The organism is Natronorubrum sediminis (assembly GCF_900108095.1).
GTDB lineage: Archaea > Halobacteriota > Halobacteria > Halobacteriales > Natrialbaceae > Natronorubrum > Natronorubrum sediminis.
Genome location: NZ_FNWL01000001.1, coordinates 1076723 through 1094473, shown reverse-complemented (window position 1 = coordinate 1094473; position 17751 = coordinate 1076723). Strand labels below are relative to the sequence as shown.

The 17751-nt window shown below is 61.4% G+C and carries 17 protein-coding genes; 7 read left to right on the top strand and 10 right to left on the bottom strand.

Annotation, left to right across the window (positions count from 1 at the left end; genetic code table 11):
- Window positions 1–6 precede the first annotated feature (6 nt).
- Both BLW62_RS05355 and BLW62_RS05350 read left to right on the top strand, forming a co-directional pair.
- The gene (locus tag BLW62_RS05355) at window positions 7–249 is read left to right on the top strand and encodes a hypothetical protein (RefSeq protein WP_090505847.1); all 243 of its coding nucleotides are present in this window, start codon (window positions 7–9) and stop codon (window positions 247–249) included.
- 78 nt (window positions 250–327) lie between these two features.
- Window positions 328–645, top strand: a complete 318-nt coding sequence (locus BLW62_RS05350; protein ID WP_076579790.1) for a NifU family protein — start codon at window positions 328–330, stop codon at window positions 643–645.
- 66 nt (window positions 646–711) lie between these two features.
- Here BLW62_RS05350 and BLW62_RS05345 read toward each other — a convergent pair whose 3' ends face one another.
- Entirely contained in the window at window positions 712–3378 is a 2667-nt protein-coding gene (locus tag BLW62_RS05345) for a PAS domain S-box protein (protein WP_090505845.1), read from the bottom strand.
- Between the two features lie 107 nt (window positions 3379–3485).
- Window positions 3486–4880: a M28 family peptidase gene (locus BLW62_RS05340; RefSeq protein ID WP_090505843.1), complete on the bottom strand. Its 1395-nt coding sequence runs from the start codon at window positions 4878–4880 to the stop codon at window positions 3486–3488.
- Window positions 4881–4965: 85 nt separating this feature from the next.
- Here BLW62_RS05340 and pepF point away from each other — a divergent pair, with 85 nt between their 5' ends.
- The 5 genes from pepF (at window position 4966) to BLW62_RS05315 (ending at window position 9907) form a co-directional block, all read left to right on the top strand.
- Window positions 4966–6777 carry an oligoendopeptidase F gene (pepF, locus tag BLW62_RS05335; RefSeq protein WP_090505841.1) on the top strand — a complete coding sequence of 604 codons (1812 nt, stop codon included), beginning with the start codon at window positions 4966–4968 and terminating at the stop codon, window positions 6775–6777.
- 231 nt (window positions 6778–7008) lie between these two features.
- The gene (locus BLW62_RS05330; protein WP_090505839.1) at window positions 7009–7350 is read left to right on the top strand and encodes a hypothetical protein; all 342 of its coding nucleotides are present in this window, start codon (window positions 7009–7011) and stop codon (window positions 7348–7350) included.
- A gap of 134 nt (window positions 7351–7484) precedes the next feature.
- Window positions 7485–8717, top strand: coding sequence for a proteasome-activating nucleotidase Pan2 (pan2, locus tag BLW62_RS05325; RefSeq protein WP_090505837.1), 1233 nt, complete (start codon window positions 7485–7487; stop codon window positions 8715–8717).
- Between the two features lie 216 nt (window positions 8718–8933).
- A complete protein-coding gene (locus BLW62_RS05320; protein ID WP_090505836.1) occupies window positions 8934–9413 on the top strand; it encodes a pyruvoyl-dependent arginine decarboxylase in 480 nt (159 codons plus the stop codon).
- Window positions 9414–9508: 95 nt separating this feature from the next.
- The gene (locus BLW62_RS05315) at window positions 9509–9907 is read left to right on the top strand and encodes a DUF5811 family protein (protein WP_076579762.1); all 399 of its coding nucleotides are present in this window, start codon (window positions 9509–9511) and stop codon (window positions 9905–9907) included.
- A gap of 55 nt (window positions 9908–9962) precedes the next feature.
- Here BLW62_RS05315 and BLW62_RS05310 read toward each other — a convergent pair whose 3' ends face one another.
- The 8 genes from BLW62_RS05310 to BLW62_RS05275 form a co-directional block, all read right to left on the bottom strand.
- The gene (locus BLW62_RS05310) at window positions 9963–10355 is read right to left on the bottom strand and encodes a DUF6276 family protein (RefSeq protein ID WP_090505834.1); all 393 of its coding nucleotides are present in this window, start codon (window positions 10353–10355) and stop codon (window positions 9963–9965) included.
- 35 nt (window positions 10356–10390) lie between these two features.
- On the bottom strand, window positions 10391–11143 hold the full coding sequence (locus tag BLW62_RS05305) for a V-type ATP synthase subunit D (protein WP_090505832.1): 753 nt from the start codon (window positions 11141–11143) through the stop codon (window positions 10391–10393).
- A 98-nt stretch (window positions 11144–11241) separates the two neighbouring features.
- On the bottom strand, window positions 11242–12159 hold the full coding sequence (locus BLW62_RS05300) for a hypothetical protein (RefSeq protein WP_139305377.1): 918 nt from the start codon (window positions 12157–12159) through the stop codon (window positions 11242–11244).
- 402 nt (window positions 12160–12561) lie between these two features.
- Window positions 12562–13980, bottom strand: a complete 1419-nt coding sequence (locus tag BLW62_RS05295; RefSeq protein ID WP_076579750.1) for an ATP synthase subunit B — start codon at window positions 13978–13980, stop codon at window positions 12562–12564.
- A 2-nt stretch (window positions 13981–13982) separates the two neighbouring features.
- Window positions 13983–15746: an ATP synthase subunit A gene (locus BLW62_RS05290; RefSeq protein WP_076579748.1), complete on the bottom strand. Its 1764-nt coding sequence runs from the start codon at window positions 15744–15746 to the stop codon at window positions 13983–13985.
- A 3-nt stretch (window positions 15747–15749) separates the two neighbouring features.
- Window positions 15750–16085 carry a V-type ATP synthase subunit F gene (locus tag BLW62_RS05285; RefSeq protein ID WP_076579746.1) on the bottom strand — a complete coding sequence of 112 codons (336 nt, stop codon included), beginning with the start codon at window positions 16083–16085 and terminating at the stop codon, window positions 15750–15752.
- Window positions 16082–17152, bottom strand: a complete 1071-nt coding sequence (locus tag BLW62_RS05280; RefSeq protein WP_090505827.1) for a V-type ATP synthase subunit C — start codon at window positions 17150–17152, stop codon at window positions 16082–16084. Before BLW62_RS05280 ends, BLW62_RS05285 begins: the two co-directional genes overlap by 4 nt.
- Entirely contained in the window at window positions 17149–17730 is a 582-nt protein-coding gene (locus tag BLW62_RS05275) for a V-type ATP synthase subunit E (RefSeq protein ID WP_090505825.1), read from the bottom strand. Before BLW62_RS05275 ends, BLW62_RS05280 begins: the two co-directional genes overlap by 4 nt.
- Window positions 17731–17751: the final 21 nt, after the last annotated feature.

Sequence of the window (17751 nt, the reverse complement as noted above, 5' to 3'; positions counted from 1 at the left end):
CGGAGCATGGAACTGTCTCCGGAGGAGTACGGTGCGTACTGGCGGGCGTCGCTGCACGTCGCAGCGGGGCTGATCATCATCTACCTGGGGTATCAGGTCGTCTCGCCGCTGCTCGAGTACTCGAACGTCGGCGCGGTCGGCATCGGCATTTTCATCTTCGTCGCCCTCGTCGTCGCCGGTTCGTTCATCGCGATGCTCGGCGTCGCTCGAACCGTTCGAACGGCCGTCGACGCCGAAATGCGGGGATGATGGCCGATTCGATCGATACGAGCGGACTCGACTCGAGCAGTGAACACTGATATACTCGTCCAGCGACTAGGTTCGCACATGAGTGAATCCGCCCCACAGTCGTCAGAAGACGAGGTTCGAGCGGACGTATCGATGTTCCTCCAGCGGAATTTTCCACAGATTCAGGCCCACGGCGGCGATTCCTCGATCACCGAGGTCGATCTCGAGGCGGGCCACGTGGAGATCAATCTGAGCGGTGCCTGTAGTGGCTGTGGCGTCTCGCCGATGACGACGCAGGCGATTCAACGACGGCTGCCAAACGACGTCGAGGAAATCGAGACCGTCTCGGTGAGCACGGGCTTCGACGGCCTGACCGAGGGTACCGGACGTGAAATCTCGGACGACGTTCCGTTCTAATACTCCTCGAGATCGACAGAGTCGCCGTCGGCCTCGGGTCGGTACCGACAGGTGGCGAGACGAACGTTAGACGGCCGGTAACGTGAACGAGAAGGCCGCTCCTTCGCCGGGTTTCGAGTCGACCCAGATCTCTCCGCCGTGGCGTTCGACGACCCGTCGACAGAGCGCGAGTCCGATGCCGGTTCCTTCGTGCTCGCTGCGACTGTGAAGTCGCGTGAACACCTCGAAGATCCGCTCTGCGTCGTCCGGGTCGATGCCGATTCCTTCGTCTTCGACGGTGATCGTCCACTTATCGTGCGCTCGAGCAGCTGAGATGGTGATCTGTGGCTCTCCCTCGCTGTACTCGATCGCGTTGTCGAGGACGTTCTGGAAGACTCGCCGTAACTGACTGGCGTCTCCCTCGACCGTCGGAAGCGACTCCGCGTTCACCGTTGCACCACTCTCTTCGAGTCGAACCTCGAGGTCGGCGATCACCTCCTCGAGGACCGTATCGAGATCGACCGGCGTCAACGGACTGCCCCGCGTTTCGATGCGAGAGTACGCGAGCAGCCCCTGAATCATCTCTCGCATGCGTTCGGCACCGTCGACGGCGAACGCGAGGAATTCGCGTCCGTCCTCGTCGAGGTCGTCTCCGTACCGACCCTCGATGAGTTGGAGGTAACTCGAGATCATCCGAAGCGGTTCCTGCAGGTCGTGACTGGCCGCGTAGGCGAACTGTTCCAGTCGTCTGGTTTCTGCACGCAACTCGTCGATGTACTCCTGGCGCTCGAAGTGAAAGGTCAACAGGGTCGCTAAGGTGTCGATCAACTCTCGCTCCTCGTCGATAAACGACTCGTCGGTTTCGTGCCGGGTGACGACGTCGATTGCGATTCGCGTTCCACTGGCCGTCGCGCTGTGGGCCGTAATCGACCGTTCGAGGGGTTCGTACCCATCGGTCGTCGCCTCGTGCCTGCCGAATGTGACCCGTGCGTCAGTGAGTTCCGGTGCGTGAAAGGACTGAGGGAGCTTCGAAACGAACTCGTCGAGCAATTCGTCGACCGGCTGGTCGCCGGTCTCGAGTAAGTCCGTGGCGAGTTGGACGGCGGCGAGTTCCTTCTCTCGCTCCTCGAGTTTGCGTTTCCGACGCTCGATTAACTTCTTGAGATCCGTAATGTCCGTCGCTGTCGTGACCACCTGTTCGGGCTCTCCTCGGTCGTCGGTGATCGGCGTCGCGTTGACGGAGAGCCAGCGCTGTTGCTCGTCGGGTAGCTCGAGACGAATATCCTTGTCGTACACCGGCTGTCCCGTCTCGAAGACGCGACTCGCAGGCCGATCCTCGACCGGAACGAACTGCCCGTCTGCGTCGAACATCTCCCGTTGGCCCGCGGTGTAAGCCGCCATATTCGATCCCGACAATCCGAGCAAGTCGGCCATCCGTTCGTTCGCCCGGTTGGTCGTTCCATCGCGGTTGACGACGGCGATCCCGACGGGACTTGTCTCGAGAATTTGCTCCGTGAGGTCGCGTTCGCGCTGGAGTTGTCGTTCGCGCTCTCGTCGATCGGACATATCCCGCGTAACCTTCGCGAACCCCTGCAATTCGCCGTCGTTTCGAATCGAGGTGATCGTCACGTTCGCCCAGAACTCGGCTCCGTCTGCTCGGACGCGCCAGCCTTCGTCTTCGATCGAACCGCGTTCTCTCGCCCGTTTGAGATTTCGCTCGGGAATGCCGTTTTTCCGATCCGCTTCCGTATAAAACAGCGAGATATGCTCGCCGATGACGTCCTCGGCCTCGTAGCCCTTGATCTGTTCGGCACCACCGTTCCAGCTCACGATGTTCCCGTCCGTGTCGAGCATAAAAATCGCGTACTCTTCGACTGCGTCTACCAGCGATTGAAATCGTTGCTCGCTCTCGAGTTGGGCCCGTTCTGACTCCTTTCGCTGCGTCACGTCGTAGTATAGTTCGATCCGCCCACCCGCGTACCGGCCCGACTCGATCGGTTTGCTCCGATGCTCGAGCCACCGATCCTCACGGCCATCGCCGCCCGTAATCCGACACTCGAACTCCTCGACGTACGTGTTGTCCTCGTAGGTCGCGAGGACGTTCGTCGCGAACGTCTCGGGGTCGACAAAGGTGTCCTTGATCGTCTCGTCGATGACCGTCGGCTTGTTCCGACCGACGACCTCGGCCCGGTCGATTCCGAAATACGTCTCGATCGTCCCGTTGATCCACGCGATATCGAACGATTCGTCGAGGACGAACACGCCGATGTCGGCTTCGTCCATGACCGACGGAATCGGTTCGCTCGTGTTCACCGTCGGTCGCTGGTGATCCCCAGAATCGTCATCACCTTCGAGGTCACGAACGACGGCGATACACCCGGCGAACTCTCCATCGACGCGAACCCCTTCGACTGTCGCTTCACCCGATAGCCGTTCCCCACCGGCCGTTTCGAGCACAAACTCGAGTGACTCGATCGTCTCGTCCTCGCGCTCGAGCGACGAGCAAACGTCGTCCTCGAGTCGCGAGCGCGTTGGCTCATCGACGACGAGTGAGGCGTGTTCACCGACCAGCGCGTCGCGGTCGTATCCGCTCGCCTCGACGAACGCGTCGTTGACCGCAAGAAAGTGGCCGTCCGAATCCAGTTGATAGACGCTTTCCGACACGTTTTCGGCGAGCGTTCGGAAGGATCGTGCATGGAGTAGTTCACTGTCGATATCGGCGTCCGACCGTGCCCCATCCCCCAGATCACTCATTGTCGTCGAAAGTCGTCACCAGCAGTTAAATCCTTGTCCGAATCACGACGGAGAGGGAGGCCTGCTTGTGCACCCGATTTGTAGACGATGACGTCTCAGATGAATCCTCACGTCTCAGATAAATCGTCCCACGACCGAGGCCAGATGTCGGCGGCGCGCATTCCCGGTTCGTAGGACTGGGATTGCAACTGTTCACGGAGGTCGCCCTCGTCACGACGCGGGAACTGACGGCGCGTCGCGTCCCGAACCAACAACGCCGTCAGCATGGCGTGCTCTCGGAGATTCCGCGGATCGACCTTGTCGCGCGTGTCCGCCGCCGTGTGCCCCCACCCGCGCCCCCGTTCGGCGCCCTCGGGTGGCTCGCTGTGTAACTGGAGCGCCGGGACGCCCTCGCGAAGGAACGGCCAGTGATCGCTGAACGGATGTGGATCCGGCTCGTGAGAAACCGGCTGTCCAGCCGCGTCCGTGACTTCCTCGGCCATCGCTTCGATCGCCGTGGAGCCGTGTGAGTACGCCCGAAGCGTACGAAACCGACCCGCACCGTCGACGTTGATCACCGCGCGAATCGACTCGAGGTCGAGTTCGTCGGCCAAGGCGTCGGCACCCAGCAAGCCGATCTCCTCGCAGCCGACGCCGGCGACGCGAACCCGACACTCGAGGTCAGCTTCGAGTTCGGCGAGGATCGCACTCGCCCCCGCGACGGTCGCGATGCCACAGCCGTTGTCGAGCGCCCCTTCGGAGGTGTCGTGGGCGTCGTAGTGGGCGACGACGAGCACCTCCTCGTCCGTGTCCGGCCCGAGCGTGCCGTGGACGTTCTGACTCGAGCCCGGTTCGGTCGAGGCGTCGACTCGGACCCGGGCTCGAGCGCCGCGGTCGGCGTACTCGCGGAGCCAGCCGTGGGTTTCGGCGCTGACGCCGACTCCCGGCATCGCGGCTTCGGCGTCGAACTTCAACGCCCCCGTCGGCGGCAACTGGCCGGGAATGTGGTTTGCGAAGATGAACGCGTCGGCTCCGGCAGCGACCGCGTGACCGAACTTCTCCATCCGGTGGACGAATCGCTGCCCGGACGGCGTCGTCGTACTCGCGACCGCAATTTTCCCCTGCAGGTCGATATCCTCGAGTTCCGCCGGGGTTCCGTAACCGACGTCGACCAGCGGGCCCTGTACGTCGCCCGCCGGCGCGTAGGGCAGCGCAATCGCCTCGAACGGGCGACCCGACTCGGACTCGCCGTCTCCTCCCACGGTATCTAAGACGGCGAATTCCGTCGTTCCCCGTTCCCAGTGTTGCATCGAGAACTCCGCTTGCTGTACGTCGGTGAGGCCGGCGTCGATAAACGCCTCGCCGACGAGGTCGGCGGCTCGTCGCTCCCCGGGCGAGCCACCCATCCGATGTGGGAGTTCGGTGAGCTTCGTCAGCAACTCCCAGCCCCGGTCGTCACTCCACGCACAGCCGAGCGCGAGGGCGAGGTGATCGGCACCCTCACCCAGACGTTCCTCGTCCATACGCTTCCTTCGTGCTCGAGTGAGTTATGCGTCGGGCTGGGCCGCTGCCGACATATTTTACCACCTCGCCTTCAATAGCCGAGGTATGAGTTCCGTTCCCGAACGATCTGCAGTAGACGAGGCCGATACCTGGGATCTCGAGAGTATCTACGCCTCCGACGAGGAGTGGGAGACCGCGTACGAATCGGTCGCCGAGCGCGTCGACGACCTCGCCGCCTACGAGGGCCAGACGACTGACGACGAGAGTACCCTCCTCGAGGTCTTCGAACTCCGTGACGACGTCATGCGCGAGGTAGCAATGGTCGCCTCCTACGCTCGCATGCGTCGCGACGAAGATACGACGAATCAACAGTACCAGGCCCTGACTGCACGCGCACAATCGCTCGCAGCCGACGCCCAGTCCGCGGCGTCGTTCATCGAACCGGAACTCCAGGAGTTGACTCGCGAGGAATTCGAGTCGATGGCCGGGTCCGAACCCGCTCTCGAGACCTACGATCACTACGTCGACGACATTCTGCGGATGAAACCGCACACGCGCTCGGCGGAGGTCGAGGCCCTGCTGGCCGACCTGAGCGAGGTCACTGGTGCGACGGGCGAAGTGTACACCATGCTATCGAACGCGGACATGTCGTTCCCGACGGTCGAAGATCCCTCGGGCGAGGCGATCGAGATCACCCAGAGCAACCTCACGAACCTGCTCAAACGACCGGAGCGGGAGTTCCGCCAGACGGTCTACGAGGCCTACTTCGACGAGTGGAGCGACGTTCGCAATACGGTCGCTTCGTCCTACAAGAACAGCGTCAAGGCCGATGTCAAGATGGCACAGGCTCGCAACTACGACACCGCCCGCGAGGCCGCCCTCGACGGTCCGAACGTTCCCGTCGACGTCTACGACACGCTCGTCGACAGCGTCAACGACAACCTCGACAAACTCCACCGCCACGCCGAACTCAAGCGCCAGGCACTCGAGGTTGACGACCTTCAGATGTGGGACGTCTACATGCCCGTCACTGGCGGCGAGAGCCCCGACCTCGAGTACGAGCAGGCGAGTGAGTACGTCGTCGAGGCACTCGAACCACTCGGCGAGGAGTACCAATCTCGTGTCGCCGAGGGCCTCGAGTCGCGCTGGGTCGACGTCTACGAGAACGAGGGCAAACAATCCGGCGCGTACTCCGGTGGCACCTACGACACCCAGCCGTTCATCCTGATGAACTATCAGGACGACATCTCCTCGATGTACACACTGGCACACGAACTCGGCCACTCGATGCACTCTCAGTTGACGAAAGACGAACAGCCCTTCATCTACTCGAACTACGAAATCTTCGTCGCCGAGGTCGCCAGCACGGTCAACGAGGCCCTGCTGACGAATCACCTCCTCGAGACCGTCGACGACCCCGAGTTCCGCACGCACGTTCTCAACGAGTTCGCAGAACGCGTCCGCTCGACGCTCTACCGACAGACGCTCTTCGCCGAGTTCGAACACGAAGCACACCGACTCGAAGAGACTGGAGAGCCCCTCACGGCAGACCGACTCGACGAGGTCTATCGCGGACTCAAAGAAGCGTACTACGAACCCGCCGTCATCGACGACCGCATCGCTCGCGAGTGGATGCGTATTCCCCACTTCTACCGCGCGTTCTACGTCTACCAGTACGCGACCGGCATCTCCGCCGCACTCGCCATCGTCGACGACGTGCTCCCCGACGGCCCCGGAAGCGACCCGAACCGCGACGCCGCCGAGGACTACCTCGAGTTCCTCCGACAGGGCTCTCGCGAGTATCCCCTCGAATTGCTCCGGATCGCCGGCGTCGACATGAGCACGTCCGATCCCATCGATCGCGCGCTCGAGACGTACGGGGAGCGACTCCAGGAGTTGGAGCAACTGCTCGAGTAATCGGGCTCCTTAGAGACCGGTCTCGACTACTCGACGCCGTCTCAACTCGACCGCTCGACTAACGCTAACCGTGACTCGTCTCCTGCGTGAGCACCAGCCCCCGATTCGTTGTCAGTCGAAATTTCGTCCCGATAAAGTACCTGAGTCGGGGAATCAAATCTCCAAAAAATAGGTTGGATAATCGAGTGCGACAGTAAATATAAATACTAGTGACGTATTAACGTGGAACACATGTCTGATGACCAATCAGATCGGCGCGGCGAACCAACGGTAAACAGACGTCGAGTACTGAGAGCGACGGCGGTCAGTGTCGCCTCCGTCGCAGGAATTGCTGGGGCGTCGTCCTCAGCAACCGCAGTCAACTGCGAGTGTACAGCGGCCGAAGCGAGCGAGTGTGGCCCGGCTGAAACCTGCTACTGTCACACTATCGTCGGCGGCTCCCACCTCAACAATATCCGTAGCACGACCTGCGAAGCCGACGAATCCGACGCCGAACTCGATTGCGGATACGACGACCCCGAAGACATGACCGTCGAAGAACTCGAGAGTTCACCGACGTACTCCTGTGAGTGACGCCGCTTCGGCGGCACCAAACTCGAGGTTTTATCCACCGCTCGAGGTGCTCACTGCCAGTACAACTGATCGTTGAAAACCATCCGCGACCCAAAGGCACATTTATCGTCGGGAACTTACCGGTGCACGTCAGGATGTCTCGAAGCCCGTCTATCCCAGACCGACCTCACCGCGATATCGATCCGGATCTCCCCGACAGCGAACGGCTCGAGGCGCTCCACGGGCACTTCTCGGACCTCGTGGACGTCAACGAGCAACTCGCTTCCCAGCTCGAACAGGCCCAAGACCGCCGCGAGCAACTGCGAGAGCGCGTCGACCGCGTCGAACGCGAAAACGAGACGCTCAAAGGCTCCTCGCTGTACATCGCGACCGTCGAGGACGTACTCGACAACGACGAAGTCGTCGTCAAACAACACGGCAACAACCAGGAGGTGTTGACCGACGTCTCCCCGCGGATGCTCGAGCGACTCGAAGCCGGCGACCGCGTCGCGGTCAACGACTCGTTTGCAGTACAGACGATCCTTGACGCCGAAACCGACGCGCGAGCGCAGTCGATGGAAATCTCCGAGCGACCACAAGTCACCTACGGAGAGATCGGCGGCATCGACGAACAGATTCGCGAAGTTCGCGAGGCCGTCGAACAGCCCCTCGCCGAACCTGAACTGTTCGAGGACGTCGGCATCGAACCACCGAGTGGCGTGCTCCTCCACGGACCGCCAGGGACCGGGAAGACGATGCTCGCCAAAGCCGTCGCCAACGAGACCAACGCGACGTTCATCAAGATGGCCGGCTCGGAACTCGTCCGGAAGTTCATCGGTGAGGGCTCGCGACTCGTCCGGGACCTCTTCGAGATGGCTCGCGAACGTGAACCGGCAATCATCTTCATCGACGAAATCGACGCCATCGCAACGACGCGAACGGAGTCGAAGACGTCGGGAGACGCCGAAGTCCAGCGGACGATGATGCAACTCCTCAGCGAGATGGACGGCTTCGACGCTCGAGGCGAGATTCGCATCATTGCCGCCACGAACCGCTTCGACATGCTCGATCGCGCCATCCTCCGACCCGGGCGCTTCGATCGTCTCATCGAAGTCCCCGAAGCCGACCAGGAAGGTCGGGAGCAGATCCTCCAGATCCACACGCGCGGCATGAACGTCGACGACGAGGTCGATTTCGACGACCTCGCCGAGGAAACCGACGGCTACTCCGGGGCCGAAATCGAGAGTCTCACGACCGAGGCTGGCATGTTCGCTATCCGCAACGACCGCGAGGAGGTCCACCACGAAGACTTCCTCAACGCCATCGAGAAGATCGAAGACGACGACTCGAGTGACGTTATCTCGTCTGCGGGCTACTTCTACCAGTAAGACCAAAGTTTTGCTCTGCGGGTCGCCGAAGGCCGTCCTTGGCAAAATCTCGAGAGAGCAAAGTTCTCTCGGACAGCGAGGGGCCTCTAGTTCATCGGTCGTCGGCCCGCTCGTTCGACCGTCGGTCTCGCTCGTGGTCACGAATCGATTACCGTCGGGGCTCGAGCGACGACGCTGTACCGCAAGCCCTTACGCCGTCCGGTCCCGAGAACAACCATGAGCACGATTCGAATCGTCTGGGGGGTCGCATCGGCCCCGACGGCGATGTCGTCCTACGACGCCGCACTCGCTGACGCCGGCGTCGAGAACTACAATCTCGTCTCGGTTTCCTCCGTCATTCCGGCCGACACCCACGTCGAAGCCGTCGGCACGGCACCCGACCTCGGTCCTGCCGGCGAACGACTGACTGTCGTCGAAGCACGAGCCACTGTCGCTGGACCAGGCCGCGCGAGTGCGGCGCTCGCGTGGTCCCAATCGGTCGAGAACGGACCCGGGCTGTTCTACGAAACGTCGGGTGAAACCGACTCGGAGGACGTCGAACGGCGCGTTCTCGAGGGGTTAGCGGCCGGACAGGAGCTTCGCGACTGGGAGTTCGCGGACACACAGGTCGCCACCGAGAGCATTCAGGCGAAACCGGGAGAACACACGACGGCGCTCGTCCTGGCCGTCTACGGCGAGAGCGAACCAATCTGTTAACTGCACGCGCACGCGTTCTCTCCAGGTCTCTCGAGATTGTCCGAAGGCGAATCCTTTTGACCTGCCGTCCCGTTGCTATCAGGTACACACTTCTCATGAACGGAAATACGCCGTACGCAGGACTGCCGGGAGAAACGGGTGCTGGTCAGCGTGCCGCGGCGGACGTTCCTGAACTCTCGAGAGATCAAAAGCGACTTCTCCACCGTGACGTCTCGCGGATCGCCGCTCGCACGCGCGAGTTCCTCCCGAGTGAATACGTCGTCGACTCGGATATTACGAGCGGGATGTCCGGCCCGCAGGTCACCGTCGCCGTCCGGCCACCGATCGGCCACGCCGTCAGCGCCGGGTTTACCCCCGACCTCGAGGACGTCGCTACCGAAGACGATCTCATCACGGCGGACGAGCGAAACGAGGTCGCTCGCGGATTGGCCGCCAGCGCCGCGTTGCAGGTCAAACAGGCCGTCAGCAACAACGTGAAGCCGACTGGAAAGTAGCACTCAACGATTGTGGCTGTTTTCGCGTCGTTCGTTCATGGACGAGCAGCAGGTGTCAGTACAGCAATTGCTCGAGTTGGTGTCGCCGTCGCTCGAGGTCGACCGTCGGCTCTAGTTCGGGGTCGCGACTGAGTCGATCCCAGACCAACAACGGGTCCGTTCCTTCTCGCTCGACGGCCTCGAGTAACTCCTCGATGGCGCTTCGATTCGTCACGAGCGAGTCACAGCGATCGATCGCGAGCACGAGCGGGATCGCCGCGTCTGCGTTCGATGGAAGCGCGTCGCTGATGGCTGTGAAATTCGGGTCCGGGTCGCCGCCTTCCGCCGACTCGACGGTGAGACAGTGCGTACAGATCGCCACTGTCGCCGATCGTTCCGGTGCGTACTCACGATAGCTTTCTGGGACTTCGACAGCTACCGTCGGTGAGGAACACGTTGGACAGGTCATCGGACGAGAGAGAAGAGTGAATACGGGGTTCGAAATCAGTCGCCGCCCGGAACGCCACCGGCAGTCGACTGTTCCATATCCGGTTCAGCCGTGCCCGTATCTTCCGCATTCGCTTCAGCCTCCGCCTCGGCCGCAGCTTCGGCTTCCTGGGCTTCTTTTTCCTGCTGTTCTTTCTTCTCTTTGATCTTCTTCAGCCGGAACGTCTCCTCGCGCTCTTGTTCCTCGAGTTTCTGTTCGATGTACTCCTGGTTCTCGTAGAGGTCGGGCAGGAGTTTGAACTCGAGAGCGTTGACGCGTCGCTTCGTCGTCTCGATCTCCCGGAGCATCTTTTTCATCGCCGTTTCGACTTCCGCGGCGAGGATGATGCTCTCGAGGAGGTCCTCGTATGATTCGGCGGCCTCGTCGATGCGAGCGGAGGTCCCCATGATCCCGTAGCCACGCTGGTCGAGGCTCTTCGAGACGCGCGAGGATTCGATCTGCGGGACGACGACGCCCATAATATTCTTCGACTCGGTGGTGATTTCGGGGTGTTCCTGCAAGGCGGCGGCAGCCCCACGGACAGCGACGTCGCCTTCCATCGCTCGAGCCATGTTGATCTTCTTTTGAGCTTCCTCGTAGTCGTCTGCGAGGTCGCCACGAACGTCCTGGGCCTTGTCCAGGATGTCCATGAACTCCATGATCAGCCCGTCTCGTTTCTTTTCGAGTGTCCCGTGCCCACGTTCGGAGAGTTCGATCCGATCCTCGATCTCCATCAGGTTCTTACGAGTGGGCTTGACGTCCTTGGCCATCTTGTGGGGAAGTTGCGCTCCCAATCGGATAACTGTTTACAGTTGTGTTGACTACCGTGGCCTGCGATCGATCGCTGAGTACGATTTAGGCTGGATCGTTACCAGCCTTCTTCGACGTCACCATCGACCGTCGTCCCCGCTCCGAGCGTTACGGTTCGGCCGGAGACGTCGTCATCGACGTACCCCTGCGAGCCGAGTTCGATGTCACCCGTCGCCTCGATACTGTCGTCAACGGTCGTATCGTCGCCGAGAGTCAGGTCGCTCCCACCCTCGATATCGTCGTCGAAGTACGCGCCGTCGCCGACGTCGATCGATCCGAGAGCCGAGACGCTGTCGTCGAACGAGACGTCGTCGCCCGCCTCGATACCCCCACCCGTTTCCACGCCACCGATTTCGGCCTGCGAGCTAACTGAAACGGTTTCACCGGCGTCGATGTCTCCGCCGATTTCTCCGCCTCGAGCGAGGTCGACGGCCCGGATCGCGTCGACGTCGCTGTCGACGACGACACCCTGATCGAGCGTCACGTCTCCGCCGCTGTCGAGTTCGTCGTCGACGTACCCATCGACGCCGATGTCGATATCTCCCCCCGCGATGATGTCGTCGTCGAAATAGGCCCCCTCGCCGACTGAGACAGCACCGTCAGCCGACACGTCGTCGTCGAAATAGAGTCTATCTCCGCCCGATAGGTCGCCGCTCACGTCGACGCTGTCGTCGAACTCTACGGTCGACCCTGCTGTTAGCGAATTCGCGATCACCTCGCCATCTACGACAACCCCCGTCTCGAGTTCGACGTGACCGCTCGCCTCGAGATCGCCGTCGACGGTGACCCCCTGCCGAACGACGATATCGCCGGTGTGGTCGACGTCGTCGTCCGTATCGGCGTCGATCACGAGCGCTTGATCGGATTCTGTACCGGATTGTGCTGCACCGACACTTCCCGTGAGCGTCCCGGCCAGTCCAACCACAGTTGACCCTGCCAATGCGACGATCCGGCGGCGAGTTGTGTTTCTTGGCATGCGCCTCGAGCGTCTCGCAATCGGCTCGAAAAACCCTTCGTCCGTTAGGTGCCGTTGCAATCGACGAAACCTGCCCCGTGTCGATTCAAGTCGATGCAACAGTCCGCGATCGTGATATCGGTGACTGTTCGAAGTACTCACGGCAAATCGAAGCACGCCTGACCCACCGGACGAGACTGCGACTAACGCGCCCCCGGTTCGTTGTCGTTACGGCGATGACGTGACGCGGACGACACCACTGCGAGAATCCATATTCAGTGTCGTCAGCGACTGAGCCAGGGGTTGCTGTACCCGCATTCCTGTCTGGGTCTTCTTCGATACTGTCACATCGGATTTCTGTTAGCGACGGCTACCTAACTACTCGAGCGCTGCAAGAAAGTTGAAACGACGAACCCGCGTCGATTAGTCGGCGGACACTTCGGCGGCTTCCGCCTCGTCTTCGCGGTAGTGTTCTTCGATGAGGTCCTCGTCGATCCGGTTGAGTGCCTCCTTCGGAAGCATCGAGAGGAGGTCCCAACCCAACTCGAGCGTCTCTTCGATGGAGCGGTTGTTGTCGTAACCTTGCTGGACGAACTCCGTCTCGAAGCGGTCGGCGAAGTCGAGGAACTTGTTGTCCCGTTCGCTGAGCGCTTCGCGACCGACGATGTTCACGAGGTCACGCAGGTCCTCCCCCTCCGCGTAGGCGGCGTACATCTGGTCGGAGACGTCGCCGTGGTCTTCGCGGGTCAGGCCCTCGCCGATCCCGTCGTCCATCAATCGCGAGAGCGATGGCAAAACGTTGACCGGCGGCTCGATACCCTGGCTGTTGAGGTCTCGATCCATCATAATCTGGCCTTCCGTAATGTAGCCAGTCAGGTCCGGAATCGGGTGGGTGTCGTCGTCACCAGGCATCGTCAGGATCGGAATCTGCGTGACCGACCCCTCCTTGCCCTCGATCCGGCCCGCACGCTCGTAGAGCTGTGCCAGGTCGGTGTACATGTATCCGGGGTAGCCACGTCGGCCCGGAACCTCCTCACGTGCGGCACCGATCTCGCGCAGTGCCTCACAGTAGTTGGTGATGTCGGTCAGGATGACCAGCACGTGGTAATCCTTCTCGAAGGCGAGGTACTCGGCCGTGGTGAGCACGAGTCGCGGCGTGACCTGGCGCTCGACGGCTGGGTCGTCCGCGAGGTTCATGAAGACGACCGAACGCTCGAGTGCGCCCGTGCGCTCGAAGTCTTCCATGAACTCGTTGGCCTCTTCCTGGGTAATCCCCATCGCACCGAAGATGACTGCGAACTCCGACCCGTCTTCGTCGTCGCCTTCTTCCTCTTCAGGCACGGTCGCCTGACGGGCGATCTGGAGTGCGAGGTCGTTGTGTGGCAGTCCAGAACCGGAGAAGATCGGCAGCTTCTGGCCGCGAACCAGCGTGTTCATGCCGTCGATGGACGACACACCGGTCTGGATGAACTCCTCTGGGTACTCTCGAGAGTAGGGATTGATCGCTTCGCCGACGATGTCGATTCGATCGTCGGGGACGATTTCCGGGCCGCCGTCGATCGGATTCCCGGACCCGTCGAGCACCCGTCCGAGCAGGTCTTCGGTGACGGGCATCTTCATCGTCTCGCCCAGGAACCGAACGGACGCGTTGCGGTCGATACCGCCGGTCCCTTCGAAGACCTGAATCGAGACGAGTCCGTCGCTCGATTCCAGCACCTGACCGCGCAGCGTTTCGCCCTGTTCCGTCTCGATTTCGACGACCTCGTCGTAACCGACGGGTTCGTCGACCTCGGCGAACACCAGCGGACCGCTGATCTCCGTGATCGTTTGATATTCCTTCATAGTTAGTACAGGCTCCGAATCTGTTCTTGCAGGTCCGATTCGAGTTCGTCGATGAACTCGTTCCACTCCTCGGACGTGTTCATTCGGTTGAGGCGTGGGGCCGCGTCGACGTTCTGGATCTCTTCAACCGGAACGCCGGCTTCGAGCGCGTCGAACGCCTCGTCGTTGAACGTCCTGATCGCCTCGAGCATTCGGTAGGTCTTCTTCGGATCGCAGTAGGTGTCGACGTCGTGGAACGCGTTCTGCTGGAGCCAGGCTTCACGCAGGTAGCGTGCGACCTCGAGGGTCAGTTGCTGGTCTTCCGGCAGCGCGTCCTTGCCGACGAGTTGGACGATCTCCTGAAGTTCGCCCTCCTCGTCTAACACGTCGACCGCCCACTGGCGAACCTCCGGCCAGTCGTCCGCGACGTTCTCGCGGAACCAGGGGTCGAGTTGCTGTCGATACAGCGAGTACGACTCGTCCCAGTTGATCGACGGGAAGTGCCGACGCTCTGCGAGGTCGGCGTCGAGCGCCCAGAACGTCTTGACGATACGCAGCGTGTTCTGGGTAACCGGCTCGGAGAAGTCCCCGCCCGGTGGCGAGACCGCGCCGATAACCGAGATGGACCCCTCGTCGCCGTTCATCAGTTGGAATTTGCCGGCACGCTCGTAGAACTCCGAGAGCGCTGCGGCGAGGTACGCGGGATACCCCTCTTCGCCGGGCATCTCCTCAAGTCGACTCGAAATCTCACGCATGGCTTCGGCCCACCGGGAGGTGGAGTCTGCCATAAGCGCGACGTCGTAGCCCATGTCGCGGAAGTACTCCGCGATGGTGATGCCGGTGTAAATACAGGACTCACGGGCTGCAACTGGCATGTTGGACGTGTTCGCGATGAGCGTCGTCCGAGCCATGAGCGGCTTGCCCGTGGTCGGGTCTTCCAGCTCCGGGAAGTCCTCGATGACTTCGGTCATCTCGTTGCCACGCTCGCCACAGCCGACGTAGACGACGATGTCCGCGTCGGCCCACTTGGCGAGTTGGTGTTGGGTGACCGTCTTCCCGGATCCGAACGGACCGGGAATCGCGGCCGTTCCACCTTTCGCAATTGGGAAGAGACCGTCGAGAATTCGCTGTCCCGAGACGAGTGGGACCGTCGGCGTCTCCTTCGTGTCTGCGGGTCGCGACTGGCGAACCGGCCACTCCTGGTGCATCGTGACTTCCTCGCCGGAGTCGAGTTCGACGACGACTTCGTCGACCGTGAACGAACCGCTTTCGACCGACGTCACTTCGCCTCCCTCGTAGTCCGGTGGCACCATCACGCGATGGGTGATGCTTTCGGTTTCGGGAACTTCACCGACGACGTCACCTGCCTCGAGCGTGTCGCCTTCCTCGACGGTCGGAGTGAACTCCCACTCCGTCTCGAAGTCGATGCCGGGGGCGTCGACTCCGCGGTCGAGAAACGCCGTCCCCATCTTCTCCTCGAGCACGTCGAGTGGGCGCTGGACACCATCGTAAATGGCGTCCAGAACGCCTGGACCGAGGTCGACACTCAGGGGCTCGCCCGTGTTCTCGACGGGTTCTCCCGGGCCAACACCGGAGGTTTCTTCGTAGACCTGAATCGTGGTCAGGTTTCCTTCGATCTCGATGACCTCGCCCATCAGTCCTTCGTCGCCGACGTAGACGACGTCGTTCATCCGGGCGTCGAGGTCCGTGGCGGTCACGACTGGACCACTCACGCTTTCGATTAGACCGTCTTCGTCGACGGATTCGATGTCTTCTGCCTGGCTCATAGTTTAGCTTTCTTGTTCGTCCTCTTCCATGAGGTCGATACCGATCGCGCGTTTGATTTGCTCACGCAGCCCACCACCAGCGGTGCCGGCACCGATCGTGACGACGACCGGTTCGACACTCGTCTCGACGTTCTGGCGGACGTTCCGCGAGAGATGTTCGAGGTCCTCGTCGTGCATAACGACGATACCAACACCCTCGTCGTCGAGGGCGGCCGTCACCGCGTCGTCTAACTCCGCGTCTTTCTCGTCGTCCGGCACGTTCTCGAAGCGACTGACTCCCGCGAGGCGAAAGCCAGTGGTGAACTCCGGGCTGCCGACGACTGCGATTTCCTGACTCATAGGATCACCAGCTCCTCTTCGATTTCGTTCTCGTCGAGGCCGACTTCGCGACCGCGAGCGATCGCACGGATGTTCTCGACTTCGCGTTCCTTCGCGAGGATGTACGACAACACGGCCGAGACCGACGCCGGATAAATGCTCGAGAGCGTATCAGCGTACTCGAGCAACGCAGCGTCTAGTGCGTGCTCGAACTGGATAAGGCTGTCAGCATCCCGCAGTCGAGCCATCGCTCCGGAGAGACGGTCGCCGTAGCGCTTGTTCTCGTCGATGTGGTCGACGAGTTCGTCGAAATCGCCGACGAGGCGGTTGAGATCCGATTCGTCGAATAAGACGCCGCCCTCGATGTAGTAGCTGGCCGGATCGAGGTCTGCACCGCTGCGAGCGAGTCGGAGTGCGTTTCGTGCGTTTCGGAAGTCGATTTCTGCTTGCAGGAATTCGATGTACTTCGCTTCCGGTCCTTCCTGTAGTTGCTCTCCTCCTGGGGATCGACTGACGTCCTCGAGTAAGTGCTCGTAGAACTCTCGGTCGAGTGCGTTCTCGAGGGGAACGAGTGCGCCGGTTTCCTCGAACTCCTCGTAGGCGTCCGAGAGCGGCTCGTAGTAAATCGTCCGGTTGAGTACCTCGATGGCGTCCTCGATGGAGTCGACCTCGAGCAATCGGTCGATCGTCCGGTCCTCGAGTTCGCCGGCACGGATCAGGTCGGTCTGGATCTCTTCGGCGTCGGTGTCGGTGTAGATGCCACGAATAATCGTCTTCAGATTCCAGACGTCGAACTTCCGAAGGTATCGGGCAACGAGGTCGTAGAGTCGTCCCTCCGACCAATCGAGTAAGTCGTGAAAGTGCTTCGCGAGATTCCGATTCAACGCGTACTCGATCAGGTCGACACCGGAGAATCTGGCGCCGAGATCGTTGATCTCGCGTTCGTACTCCGATTCCTCCATGAACCGTGCGATCCCGCTCGGCCCCATCCGGACCAGCTTCCGATAATCTTCGTCCGCGAACAGCGAGGCTCGGCGTGACCGAACGCGAGCGTTCACGTATTCCGGATTCGAGGCGCCTACACTCATTGCTCGAAGAGTTGGGTGCTGATCTCCCGGAGGTTGTCTTCCCAGACGTCCTCGAGTAGCGAGTCGAACGTGTTGTTGACTCGAACTCGAGACTGGTCACTTTCGACGACGACGCCGCCGAGACAGTCGTACTCGCCGGCGTACTCGTAGCCGTCGTAGTCCTCGAGGATCGACTCGATGAGCTCTTGGTCTTCCTCACGACCGTAGACGCTCACGTCGTCGCCCTCGTCGAACTCGTCGCTCGCACCGTCGAGGACGGCTCGCGTCAACTCCTCGCGGGTCTCTCCCTCGAGGGAGGCGAGTCCGTCTTCGACTTGCTCACGAACGTCACCGAGTACGTCACGACGGGCCTCCAGGCGTTTTTGTTTCGCCTCCAGTTTCGCACTGGAGAGACGCTGTTCGCGAAGCTGCTCGATCTCGCGCTCGACGGACTGCTCTGCGTCAGCGAGGATCTCCTCGGCGTCTTCCTCGGCGGCCGATTCGATCTCGTCGGCGCGCGCTTCGCCCTCGGCGCGGATGTCCTCCGCACGCGCGTGGGCCTCTTCTCGAATGTCTTCTACGACTGTGTCCAAACTCATTGGTGAGAGAAGGGGGGTAGT

Excerpts from the sequence above, each read along its gene's own strand:
- BLW62_RS05355 (WP_090505847.1), top strand. The coding sequence starts at position 7 with ATGGAACTGTCTCCGGAGGAGTACGGTGCGTACTGGCGGGCGTCGCTG.
- BLW62_RS05350 (WP_076579790.1), top strand. The coding sequence starts at position 328 with ATGAGTGAATCCGCCCCACAGTCGTCAGAAGACGAGGTTCGAGCGGAC.
- BLW62_RS05345 (WP_090505845.1), bottom strand. The coding sequence starts at position 3,378 with ATGAGTGATCTGGGGGATGGGGCACGGTCGGACGCCGATATCGACAGT.
- BLW62_RS05340 (WP_090505843.1), bottom strand. The coding sequence starts at position 4,880 with ATGGACGAGGAACGTCTGGGTGAGGGTGCCGATCACCTCGCCCTCGCG.
- pepF (WP_090505841.1), top strand. The coding sequence starts at position 4,966 with ATGAGTTCCGTTCCCGAACGATCTGCAGTAGACGAGGCCGATACCTGG.
- BLW62_RS05330 (WP_090505839.1), top strand. The coding sequence starts at position 7,009 with ATGTCTGATGACCAATCAGATCGGCGCGGCGAACCAACGGTAAACAGA.
- pan2 (WP_090505837.1), top strand. The coding sequence starts at position 7,485 with ATGTCTCGAAGCCCGTCTATCCCAGACCGACCTCACCGCGATATCGAT.
- BLW62_RS05320 (WP_090505836.1), top strand. The coding sequence starts at position 8,934 with ATGAGCACGATTCGAATCGTCTGGGGGGTCGCATCGGCCCCGACGGCG.
- BLW62_RS05315 (WP_076579762.1), top strand. The coding sequence starts at position 9,509 with ATGAACGGAAATACGCCGTACGCAGGACTGCCGGGAGAAACGGGTGCT.
- BLW62_RS05310 (WP_090505834.1), bottom strand. The coding sequence starts at position 10,355 with ATGACCTGTCCAACGTGTTCCTCACCGACGGTAGCTGTCGAAGTCCCA.
- BLW62_RS05305 (WP_090505832.1), bottom strand. The coding sequence starts at position 11,143 with ATGGCCAAGGACGTCAAGCCCACTCGTAAGAACCTGATGGAGATCGAG.
- BLW62_RS05300 (WP_139305377.1), bottom strand. The coding sequence starts at position 12,159 with ATGCCAAGAAACACAACTCGCCGCCGGATCGTCGCATTGGCAGGGTCA.
- BLW62_RS05295 (WP_076579750.1), bottom strand. The coding sequence starts at position 13,980 with ATGAAGGAATATCAAACGATCACGGAGATCAGCGGTCCGCTGGTGTTC.
- BLW62_RS05290 (WP_076579748.1), bottom strand. The coding sequence starts at position 15,746 with ATGAGCCAGGCAGAAGACATCGAATCCGTCGACGAAGACGGTCTAATC.
- BLW62_RS05285 (WP_076579746.1), bottom strand. The coding sequence starts at position 16,085 with ATGAGTCAGGAAATCGCAGTCGTCGGCAGCCCGGAGTTCACCACTGGC.
- BLW62_RS05280 (WP_090505827.1), bottom strand. The coding sequence starts at position 17,152 with ATGAGTGTAGGCGCCTCGAATCCGGAATACGTGAACGCTCGCGTTCGG.
- BLW62_RS05275 (WP_090505825.1), bottom strand. The coding sequence starts at position 17,730 with ATGAGTTTGGACACAGTCGTAGAAGACATTCGAGAAGAGGCCCACGCG.